At 62.0% G+C, this 10,708-nt stretch carries 9 protein-coding genes and 1 rRNA gene; 6 read left to right on the top strand and 4 right to left on the bottom strand.

The features are described 5' to 3' along the window. The 4 genes from rrf to MF4836_RS24870 form a co-directional block, all read left to right on the top strand. A 5S ribosomal RNA gene (gene rrf, locus MF4836_RS36215) occupies window positions 1–80 on the top strand; the annotation flags it as partial. A gap of 220 nt (window positions 81–300) precedes the next feature. Then, complete coding sequence (locus tag MF4836_RS24880; RefSeq protein ID WP_078472509.1) at window positions 301–960, top strand: paraquat-inducible protein A; 660 nt, start codon at window positions 301–303, stop codon at window positions 958–960. After that, complete coding sequence (locus MF4836_RS24875; RefSeq protein ID WP_078472508.1) at window positions 947–1,570, top strand: paraquat-inducible protein A; 624 nt, start codon at window positions 947–949, stop codon at window positions 1,568–1,570. Before MF4836_RS24880 ends, MF4836_RS24875 begins: the two co-directional genes overlap by 14 nt. Then, the gene (locus MF4836_RS24870) at window positions 1,563–3,866 is read left to right on the top strand and encodes a PqiB family protein (RefSeq protein ID WP_078472507.1); all 2,304 of its coding nucleotides are present in this window, start codon (window positions 1,563–1,565) and stop codon (window positions 3,864–3,866) included. Before MF4836_RS24875 ends, MF4836_RS24870 begins: the two co-directional genes overlap by 8 nt. A 71-nt stretch (window positions 3,867–3,937) precedes the next feature. On the opposite strand, the gene mksF is transcribed toward MF4836_RS24870, so the two are convergent. From mksF to mksB, 3 genes are read right to left on the bottom strand one after another with little or no spacing between them, the layout of a single operon-like run. Continuing rightward, window positions 3,938–6,781: an Mks condensin complex protein MksF gene (mksF, locus tag MF4836_RS24865; protein WP_078472506.1), complete on the bottom strand. Its 2,844-nt coding sequence runs from the start codon at window positions 6,779–6,781 to the stop codon at window positions 3,938–3,940. Further along, a complete protein-coding gene (gene mksE, locus MF4836_RS24860) occupies window positions 6,778–7,485 on the bottom strand; it encodes an Mks condensin complex protein MksE (protein ID WP_020297718.1) in 708 nt (235 codons plus the stop codon). The genes mksF and mksE overlap by 4 nt, the downstream gene beginning before the upstream one ends. Then, a complete protein-coding gene (mksB, locus tag MF4836_RS24855) occupies window positions 7,475–8,752 on the bottom strand; it encodes an Mks condensin complex protein MksB (protein WP_020297717.1) in 1,278 nt (425 codons plus the stop codon). Before mksB ends, mksE begins: the two co-directional genes overlap by 11 nt. Before the next feature lie 178 nt (window positions 8,753–8,930). Here mksB and MF4836_RS24850 point away from each other — a divergent pair, with 178 nt between their 5' ends. Both MF4836_RS24850 and rimI read left to right on the top strand, forming a co-directional pair. Next, entirely contained in the window at window positions 8,931–9,713 is a 783-nt protein-coding gene (locus MF4836_RS24850) for an energy transducer TonB (RefSeq protein WP_078472504.1), read from the top strand. A gap of 8 nt (window positions 9,714–9,721) precedes the next feature. Next, the gene (gene rimI / locus MF4836_RS24845; RefSeq protein WP_078472503.1) at window positions 9,722–10,174 is read left to right on the top strand and encodes a ribosomal protein S18-alanine N-acetyltransferase; all 453 of its coding nucleotides are present in this window, start codon (window positions 9,722–9,724) and stop codon (window positions 10,172–10,174) included. 79 nt (window positions 10,175–10,253) lie between these two features. Here the strand turns inward: rimI and MF4836_RS24840 are convergent, their stop codons facing one another. Continuing rightward, window positions 10,254–10,658 (bottom strand): serine kinase/phosphatase, encoded by a 405-nt coding sequence (locus tag MF4836_RS24840; RefSeq protein WP_078472502.1) that lies wholly within the window; start codon window positions 10,656–10,658, stop codon window positions 10,254–10,256. Between the last annotated feature and the right edge of the window lie 50 nt (window positions 10,659–10,708).

Genomic DNA, 10,708 nt, shown 5'->3' with positions numbered 1-10,708 from the left:
ATCCCGAACTCAGCAGTGAAACGATGCATCGCCGATGGTAGTGTGGGGTTTCCCCATGTGAGAGTAGGTCATCGTCAAGATTAAATTCCAGAACCCCTGATTGCTAACGCAATCAGGGGTTTTGTTTTTGCGCGCAGGAAAGTGCTGGCTGTGCGGGGACGACCTTGCAGGCACCTCATTCGGCTCGCGCTTGCCGCTATCCACTTGAAGTTTGCCGCTGTGCCCGCCACAAATTTGCACAGTTATTTTCAGGCCAGGACACTAGAATAGCGGCTACCCCTTTTAGAGCCAGAGTCCCTTATGCCAGATCCGGTTGACGCCTCCGGGTTGTCAGATTTACCGCTGGACGACCTGGTGGCCTGCCACGAGTGTGATCTCTTGATGCGCAAGCCTGAGCTCGCTCACGGTGAAAAAGCCCTGTGCCCGCGCTGTGGCTACGAGCTTTATGCCCATCGTCATAATGTCGTAGAGCGCAGCCTGGCGTTGGTGATTGCCGCCTTGTTGTTGTACGTCCCTGCGAACTTTTTACCCATCATGCAGCTCAATCTACTCGGGCAGACATCCGAAGATACGGTCTGGAGTGGTGTGCTGGGTTTGTTCAATACCGGCATGCAGGGTGTGGCCGTCGTGGTGTTCCTGTGCAGCATGGGGATTCCGCTGCTCAAGCTGCTGTGCCAACTGCTGGTATTGCTGAGCATCCGCTGGAATATCGGCCGCAGTTACGGTTTGTTGCTTTACCGCATTTATCACCATCTGCGCGACTGGGGCATGTTGGAGGTTTATTTGATGGGCGTGCTGGTCGCGATCGTCAAATTGGCCGACTTGGCCGCCATCTCGGTGGGCCTGGGCCTAGTGTGTTTTGTCAGTTTGTTATTGGTCCAGGTCTGGTTGGAAGTGGTCATGTCGCCGCATCAGATCTGGGAGGCCTTGTCAGGAGAGGATCTTCATGCGGGCGATTGAGGCGGGCATTCTGATCTGTACCGAATGCCATGAATTGAACAAGCAGGAACCCGATGCCGACGAGCAGGTCTGTACCCGTTGCGGGGCGCTGGTTCATCCGCGGCGCCCGAATAGCATCATGCGGACCTGGGCGTTGCTGATCACCGCAGCGATCCTCTATATCCCGGCCAACCTGCTGCCGATCATGACGGTCAGCACCCTGGGGCAGGGCGAAGGGGACACCATCATGTCGGGTGTCATCACCCTGGTTCAGCACGGGATGTTCCCTATCGCTGCCGTGGTATTTATCGCCAGTATTCTGGTGCCCACCTTCAAGTTGGTGGGGATCGCCCTGTTGCTGTTTTCGGTGCAGCGCCATCAGCCGTTATCGGCACGCCAGCGCATCATCATGTACCGCTTTATCGAGTTCATTGGCCGCTGGTCGATGTTGGATATTTTTGTGATCGCCATCCTGGTAGCGGTGGTGAATTTTGGTCGGCTGGCCAGCATCGAGGCCAATCTCGGTGCGGTCGCATTTGCCAGTGTGGTGATTTTGACAATGCTCGCCGCAGTAACTTTTGATCCCCGCCTGATCTGGGATAACACGGAGTCGGACGACGACCATGAGTGATTTGCCTAAAGCTAAAACCCGTCCTGCCTCAAACTGGTCGGCCATCTGGGTCTTGCCCCTGATCGCGTTGATCATCGGTGGCTGGTTGGGCTGGCGTGCCTACAGCCAGACCGGCATCGAGGTTCAGGTCCGCTTTGAAAGCGGCGAGGGCATCCAGGCGAACAAGACCGAAGTGGTCTACAAAGGCATGCCGGTGGGCAAGGTCAAGACCCTGGCCCTGGACGACGAGGGCAACTCCAAAGGGGTGATCGCCACCGTTGAGATGAACAAGGATGTCGAGCAGTACCTCAAGACCGGCACCCGCTTCTGGCTGGTCAAACCCAGCGTGACCCTGGCCGGGATCACCGGCCTGGAAACCCTGGTCTCCGGTAACTACATCGCGGTCAGCCCTGGTGAAGGCGAGCCTTCGCGCAAGTTCAAGGCGCTGGCTCAGGAGCCTCCGCTATCGGACCTCAAGCCCGGGCTGCACCTGACCATCAAGGCCGAGCGGCTGGGCTCGCTGAACCGTGGCAGCCCGGTGTTCTACAAACAGATCCAGGTCGGCCAGGTCAAAAGCTACCTGCTGTCGGAAGACCAGAACACGGTCGAGATCAAAGTCTTTATCGAGCCGACCTACGCCAACCTGGTGCGCAAACACACGCGTTTCTGGAATGCCAGCGGCATCAGCATCGACGCCAACCTGTCCGGGGTGAAACTGCGCAGTGAATCCCTGGCCAGCATCGTCGCCGGCGGTATTGCGTTTGCCACGCCGGAGAACCGCAAGGACAGCCCGCCCACCGACCCAAGCCTGCCGTTCCGTCTGTATGAGGATTTCGACGCGGCCCAGGCCGGGATTCGGGTCAAGGTCAAACTGTCCGACTTCGAAGGCCTGCAAGCCGGTCGCACGCCGGTGATGTACAAAGGCATCCAGGTCGGCAGCTTGAAAACCTTGAAGGTCGACCCTGACCTGTCCAGCGCCACCGCAGAGTTGACCCTGGACCCTCTGGCAGAGGACTACCTGGTCCAGGGCACGCAGTTCTGGATCGTCAAACCGTCGATTTCCCTGGCTGGCATCACCGGGCTCGAGGCGCTGGTGAAAGGCAACTACATCGCCATCCGACCTGGGGACAAGGGCGCCGCGCCGCAACGGGAGTTCGAGGCCCGAGCCAAGGCGCCGCCGCTGGACCTGCGCTCCCCCGGCCTGCACATGGTGCTGTTCACCGATAACCTGGGCTCGCTGGATGTCGGCAGTCCGATTCTCTACAAACAGGTCAAGGTCGGTTCGGTACAGAGTTACCAGTTCTCGCGCACCCGCAAGCAGTTGGTGATCGGGGTGCACATCGAGAAGGAATACGAAAACCTGGTCAACGGTTCGACCCGCTTCTGGAACGTCAGCGGCATCACCCTGACCGGTGGCTTGACCGGCGGCATCCAGGTCAAGAGCGAATCCCTGCAGAGCCTGATGGCGGGCGGCATCGCCTTTGATACGCCACGGCCTAACGTGGCCCTGAAGAAACGTATCCCGCGCTTCCGCCTGTTTGCCAATCAGGAAGAGGCGGCGCAAAAGGGCACCCTGATCAGCATCAAGGTTGACCGCGCCGATGGCCTGCGCTCCGGAACGCCGATTCGTTTCAAAGGCCTGGATGTGGGCAAGATCGAAGAGGTCGACCTGAGTGCCGACTTGCAGTCGGTGGTGCTCAAGGCACGTATCACCGAGGTGCCGGAGCGCATCGCCCGGGTTGGCAGCCAGTTCTGGGTGGTCAAGCCCGAGTTGGGCCTGATCAAGACCGCCAACCTGGAAACCCTGGTTACCGGTCAATACATCGAAGTCCAACCTGCCGCGAAGAGCCTTGGGGCGCAGACCAGCTTTATCGCCCTGGCCCAACCACCGGAAACCGCTGCGCCTGAAGCCGGCCTGAGCCTGGTGCTCAGCGCTGCGCGCCGCGGTTCATTGAAGGTCGGGGTGCCGGTGACTTATCGCGAAGTGGCGGTGGGCAAGGTCACCGGTTACGAGTTGGGCAAAACCGCCGATCGAGTGCTGATTCGGGTGCTGATCGAACCCAAGTACGCACCGCTGATTCGTGGCGGCACGCGCTTCTGGAACACCAGCGGCTTTGGCCTGGACTTCGGCTTGTTCAAGGGCGCGACGGTGCGTACCGAATCCCTGGAAACCCTGATCCAGGGCGGTATCGCCTTCGCCACGCCAGACGGCGAGCGCATGGGCAATCCGGCCCGGCCTGAGCAGACCTTCCCGTTGTTCGATAAATTCGAAGACGAATGGCTGACCTGGGCGCCGAAGATCCCTCTCGGTAAATAAGCTCAGCGGGTGCCCATAAAAAAGGCCGCGATCTGTGAAGATCGCGGCCTTTTTGTTGCGGCGGGCCTGATTTAAATCGGGTCCAGCTCCGCTTCCGGTTCTGCTGCGACGTTCAAGGTTGCCTTGACCTGATCGTGACGGCGGATGAACTTCCAGTCCGCCTCGTCGATGTAGATACCGTTCGGGCCGCTGCCGCCTTCGAGGTCGATGGCGACATGGGCCGATACCTGGGGTTTGACGCTGGCCAGGATCGGCACGAAGCCCAGTTGCAGGCTGGTTTCCAGCAGTGCGGCCTGGTTCTTCTCGTCGATGTCGGCGGCCTCATCGAGGTAGTACGGCAAGCGCACGCGTCCGGCCTGGCCGCGATCCATCAAGTGCAGCAACAAGTACATGTTGGTCAGCGCCTTGATGGTCATGGTGGTGCCGTTGGACGCCGCGCCGTCGATGTCGGTGTGGATCACCGGTTGGCCATTGACCTTGGTGATCTCGAACGCCAGTTCGAACAGGTCCTTGAGGCCCAACTGGTTATGGTTGGCTGCCACCAGGCGCGCCAGGTACTCCTTGGCCTCTTCGTTCTTGTTGTCCTGCTCGGCACTCTGGCTCAGGTCGAACACCGACAGGGTTTCGCCTTCTTCATACTGACCGGCACTGTGGATGATCTGATCGATGTGCTTCAGCGCTTCCTTGTTCGGCGCAAGGACGATGCGGAAGCTCTGCAGGTTGGATACCTGGCGTTTGTTGATCTCGCGGTTGAACAGCGCCAACTGGTGTTCGAGGCTGTCGTAGTCGCTGCGAATATTGCGCAGGGTCCGGGCGATGTCGGTGACCGCCGCGCGACGTGCCTTGCCCAGGGTCAGGGCTTCGTCGGTGCGGTGGGCATAGGCGTTGATCAACAGTTGCAGGCGGCGCTCGACATCGTCTTCGCTGTCGAACTTGGCCACGCCCTTGAGACGGACCTGGGCGTACAGCGCCTCGATCTGTCCGTCGACCCGCTGCAAGCCCTGCCAGCTGTCCTGATAGTCGTTGAGCAGGGGCAGCAGGTTGTCCATCGAGTCATCGATCGGGTCCATGCACGGCGTGCCAAATGGCAGATCGGCAGGCAACAGCTGGCGGCGGCGCAGAGCGTCGTCGAGGGTGCGTTGCTTGGCTTCCATATCGGCAATTTGCCGTCCAACCAATTGCAGCTTGGCCGACAGTTGCTGGACGCGCTCGGTGAAGGCGTCGCTGGAGCGCTTGAGTTCGTCCTGGGCGGCTTCCATCTGCGCCAGCTGTTCGAGTTTCTCGCCTTCCTCGGCACTCAGGGTTTGTGCGCGGCGGAAGTCTTCCAGGGCTTTTTGCGCGTCCAGCACCTGCTGGTACAGCGCTTCGGTCTGGGTCTTGCTCGCGGCGCGGTCAGCGGCCACGGCTTGCTGGGTCTTGAGTTGCTTGAGTTCTTTTTCCAGGCGCTCCTTCTGGTCGCGCAGGGCGGCGCGGTCGGCCAGGGCCTGCAGCGCAGGCGGTTCGATGTGCGACAGGTCGATGCTCAGCCCCGGCACTTCGAAACGCTCGCCCTTGAAGGCGTCGAGGATCAGCTCCATGGATTTGACCCACTCGCCGTTCTCGTCCAGCGCAATGCCGTGCTCGCCCAGGGGCAGGCTGAACAGGGCGCTGTTGAACAGGCGCATCAGGCGTTCGACGTCCTGCTGCGAAAACTCTTCGCGCAGTCGGGCATAGCTGTTGTTGTCGGCGTGATCGAGTTGCTGCTTGACCGACTTCAGGCGTTTTTCCAGGTCCCGCAGGCGCTCTTCCAGGTCCTCGGCAGAGAACTGCCGGGATTGGGCCAGGGCGCCGGCCAGTTCATCGTGGGCATCCTTGGCCGCCAGCAGTTGCTGCTCCAGGACTTTCACGTCATCGACCAGGGCAAAGCGATGCTTGAGCACCGACAACTCGCCGAGCCAGCGTTGGATGCCGCTGATTTCCCGCTCCAGGCGCATCAGTTCCTGGGTGCCGCCGCGCTGATCGTTTTGCAGGGCGTCCTGTTCGTTGCGGTAGTGCTCGGCCTGGACCGTCAGTTCTTCCTTGCGGGCACTGGCGTAGTCGGACCAGGTGCCGAGCAGCGAATCCAGCAGCGGCGAAATACGGTGCAGCTTGCCGCGCAGCAGGTCGCGCTGCTTCACGCCGTTGGCCAGGGCTTCCACCAGCGGGCCGGCAGACACCAGGCAGTTGTAGTCCTGCTCCATGCGGCGCACGTCGCGGAAGGCTTCTTCGCAGGCGGCGATATAGTCGACGCTGCCGGAACGCAGGCTGTGCTCGAAGGCATCGAGGAACAGCTGCTTGAGCTTGGCCGCGGTGATTTCGCGCATGTGCAGCAGGTTGATAAAGAGCGCGCGGAAGGTCTTCAGGCTCTGCTCGCTGGTGGAGCGCAGCGGAATCAGGGTCAGGTCCAGCGGGATCGAGGTGTGACCGCCGACCAGCAGGCGCCGCAGTTCATCAGGCTTGAGCTCATAGGCCTTGAGGCCCTGGCGCTCAAGATTGGTGAACAGTTCTTTCTGGCGCAGGCAGGTGTCGTCTTTCTGGTAATGGGCCAGATCCAGCTGCCCGGCATAGGCGAAGAACTGGTGACCGAAACCACCGCCCGGGCCACGCCCGACCACGCCGATCACATGGGGGCCATGGGGCAGGGACACTTCCACCAGGATGTAGCTGGTGTCCGAGGCGAAGTAGAAGCGCCGCGATTGTTCCAGGCTGTACTTGCCGAAACTCATGTCCGACATGCGCGCCAGAATCGGGAACTGCAGGGCGTTGATCGAGGCGGATTTACCCAGGTTGTTCGCCCCGTAGACCGACAGCGGCTCTTCCAGCGGGAACAGGCCCAGGCTGTAGCCGGCGGTGTTCAATAGGGCAAAGCGGCGGATGCCGTAGCGTTCCTTGCTCATGCGTCGAGCTCCTGTTCTTCGGCAATGGCCCGGGCCAGTGCGTCCTCTTCACTGTCTTCACCTTCGACAAATTCGCTGAGGTCCAGCGGATCGTCGGTCTCCAGCAGTTTTTCGTCGCTGTCGTGGTCGATCAGCACCGGCGTCGGCAACGGCAGCACGCTGTGCAGGCTGGCGGCCAGGTCGCGGTCCTGCTGAACCGAGAGGCAGACATCGAGGAAGCGGTGCATCGGCGGCAGGAAGCGGTAGATGCCCGGCTCCTCGCTGGCAAAGCCCAGTTGGGTCATGCGGCGCATGATTTTTTCTTCGAGTTCGTCCTGGGTCTGGACTTCGGCCTGGATAAACAGGTCGCGGTACTTTTCCAGCAACGAAGGCAGTTCATCGCGGCCCAGGCTGCCGCCGTCGAGCACGGCGATCGGGTCGCGGCCCTGGTCGGCCAGGTGTTCCACGAGGATGAAGGTGAACAGCGCCAGGCGCTGGGCGGTCTTGTTCACCTGGGCGGCGGCCAGGTCCGGGACGAAGTAATAGAAGCCGCGGGTGTCGCACACCAGCTCAAAGCCCAGGGCCTTGAACAGCGTGCGGTACTGGTCCTGGAAGTTCGACAGTTGGGCGTACAGCTCCGGGTCGCGGCGGCTGACGTGATAGCCCTTGAACAGCTCGCGAAAAATCGGCGCCAGCTGGGACAGTTCGGAAAGATCAAGATGCATGAGGAGTGCTCGCAGAATTCTCAGGCTGGTCATCGCGTGCCGAGAGCAGGGCGAAGGAGCGCAGGCTGACCTGGTGCTCATGGGTGTGGTAGTCGCGGCGTTCGAGACGCTCGCGCTTGAAGCGTTTTTCCCGGGATAAACGGGAGAACCAGTACAGCAACTCGTCGGTCGCGCCGTCCGGCTCCTGTTCCAGAAGCCAGTGCATCAGGTCCGGCATGGGCAGGGCATCTTCGCAGCGCTCGAGCATTTCCTTGACCGTGCGCGGTGCTCGCGGCGCTTCGCCCTTGTGGCTCTTGTGGGCCTTGGGGAAGCGCGCAGGCTTGGGCTCGAAGCGGGCCAGGGCATACACATAGGCCTCGACCTGGCCGGAACTGCCGAGGAAGGTGCTTTGCGGCCGGGTGAACATGGGCATGGCGGCTTGCGGCACGGCGTCGATGCCTTTGCGCCGGATCGCCGACAGGGCCAGGGCCGCGCCACGGGTTACGGCGTTGTGTCGGCGCGCTTCTTCACGCAATGGCAGCAGCAGCTCGCGGGCGTGGCGCAGGGTCAGCTGGGCGCTGGTCTGCATTTCGAGGATCCGCGCGTGGGTGCGCAGCAGCATGTCGTCGTCCACCAGGTGACCCAGGCGCTGCTGTTCGGTGAGCATGCGCAGCAGGACGTTCTCGACCTTGCGCACCCCTTGTTCGAAGGCACCGTCGGCGTTCACCAACTGGATCATCGGCTCGACGTATTCGTCCCAGGTCGCCAGTACCTCGGCATAGCGCTGGCGCAGGGGGATCTGCCGGTCGCTGGTCTTGGCCCGCTCGGCGACGGCCACCAGGGCCTGTTCGTCGTTGGCGAGTTTTTTCAATACATCGCGTACGCGCATGTCCAGCAGGCGCAATTGGCGCGCCAGGTCATTGCTGTCGCGGATATCAAACGCGTCCTGGATATAACCCGCCAGGCGCTCCAGGTGGCGCAGGTAGGCTTCGATCTCCAGGCACAGGCCCAGGCGGTGTTCGCGCCGCAGGTAGGCCAGGAAGTCGTGGATCTGCGCGTTGAGCTCGAAACGGTTGGGGCTTTTCGCCACCGGAACCAGGATGTCGAGGCGGATCCACACGTCCAGCAGGCTGGTGATGTCCTGGGGCGTGCTGTCCAGTTGCTGGGCGGCCAGTTGGCTGCGCAGTTCGGCGAGGCTCAGGGTGCCTTGGTCGAAGTGCTCGCACAGTGGCTCCAGAAGTGCCCAGTGTTCGGCGAGGGCGCGCAAGACGCGCTTGGGTTCGATCATCGGAATGGCCGGCTGGTTGGCAATGAAAAGCAGCGATTGTACTGCATCAGGCGGTCGACGATTCACCCCCGGTCTTTTGATGAGACGGACTGTCGGTTTTCAAACCGATCAACAGCGGGCGATCTTTGTCGAAGGGCGGTAGAATCCCCCACCTCAGTTATCCACAAGTGGCCGACCTTTGCTTATCGAGTCCCGTCGTCGCGCTTATTTGACCGCCATGCAGGTGGTCAACTGGCTGCCGCGCACCGAATTGCCCTTTGCCGCGCCTTCGCGTCCCGAGTTGCTGGAGTTGCCAGAACCGCCGGTCGAGGTGCCTGCGCCTGCCGTCGTGGCCAAGACGCCGACAGAGCAGCCGGTCGCCAAGCCTGCGGAACGGGCAAAAATCGAAGTGCCGCGCCCTGGCAGCAGCGCGCGCCCGGCCAGCAAGCCGGTGGAAGAGGCGGCACCGACACCGGTCGTGCCCAAGGCTGCGCCGGTGCCACCGCCGCGTTTTGCCCTGCAATTGCTGCGTGCCGGGCGTTGCCTGCTGCTGGTCGAACTGCCGACCGGCGAAGCGTTCCAGAGCCGCGATCCGGCCTACCTGCTGCTCAAAGACATGCTGCGTGCCGCCGGTTTGCCCGACAGTCCGCAGATCGTCGCCGAGCCGGTGCGCTGGCCGATGCTCACGCGCGGCAACCTCGACCAGGGCCCCGATGCGGCCCGGGATTTCGTCCAGGCCTTTGTTTCGGTGCGGGTCGAGGAAGAACCCTGCGTCTGCCTGTGGCTGATCGGCTTGCCGGCGGTGCGTTTTGCCGGAGAGGCCAACGCCGAATCCTACAACCGCGAACTCCAGGTCGAAGGCCTGGGTTCGGCCTGGGCCTTGCCTGGGCTGGAACTATTAATGGAAGAGCCACAGCGTAAGGCTGACGTCTGGCAAGCCATGCGTCGGCTGATGGCGCGCTGGAAGAGTACTGATGAGTAAGAACACAGATGAGTGATGCCGTGAACTTCCGCCTCGCCACCGAGGCGGACCTGGATGCCATCCTGAAGATCGAGTACGCGGCGTTCAGTCACCCCTGGACCCGCGGCATTTTCATGGATGCGTTCAAGTCCTATGAAGTGTGGCTGATGTTCGAAGGCAGCCAGCAGGTCGGGCACGGGGTGATCCAGGTGATCATCGACGAGGCGCATCTGCTCAACATCACCGTCAAGCCGGAAAGCCAGGGCCGCGGCCTGGGCTTGCGCCTGCTCGAGGAATTGATGAAACGGGCCTACGAGAAAGAGGCGCGCGAGTGCTTCCTGGAAGTGCGCTCCAGCAATCAGACCGCTTACCGGTTGTACGAGCGTTATGGTTTCAACGAAGTGGGACGGCGTCGGGATTACTACCCGGCGGTGGGCGGGCGCGAAGATGCGCTGGTGATGGCCTGCACGTTGGTCGACTGACCGGCCCGGGTCTGCTGTAGACGGCGGTGGAGCGAATCCACCGCCGCCGATTTTAGTGCCGGTCGCAGGCCCTTTCGGGTCAGCGGTTACCGTCCAGCGGTTCGCGGCGCGCCAGTTCGGCTTCATCCAGGCCATTGCCGCCACCGATATCGTCTTCATCGACAATACTCAGGTCCCAGTCGGCCTGTTCGCCGTCGCCGGTTTCATTGGCCGAACGGGCACCATCTTCATGGATCAGGGTCTCAGGGCTGAGGTCGTCGTCGGTGGGCTCGTGGTCGGCGGTCGAGGCCCCGGTCAGGCCGGCTTCGCGGACACGCTCGGCGGGCAGGCGGTGCTCCAGTTCCGCCTCGGGGATGGTGTCGCCGATCTTGGCACTGGGCTCTTCGTCGTCGAAATGCAGCTCCTCCATCGAGCCCATGCGGTCTTCGTTGTCATCGATGGGCTCGGGCTGCGGCGCACCGTAAGGACGTCGTGATTCGGTCATGGCTATATCCTCATACTGTTGGGGCTTAAGGGGTGGACCTGCGCCGCCGC

This window comes from Pseudomonas sp. MF4836 (assembly GCF_002018875.1).
Lineage (GTDB): Bacteria > Pseudomonadota > Gammaproteobacteria > Pseudomonadales > Pseudomonadaceae > Aquipseudomonas.
The sequence above is the reverse complement of the archived record's forward strand: the minus strand, read 5'-3'. Positions and strand labels throughout refer to the sequence as shown.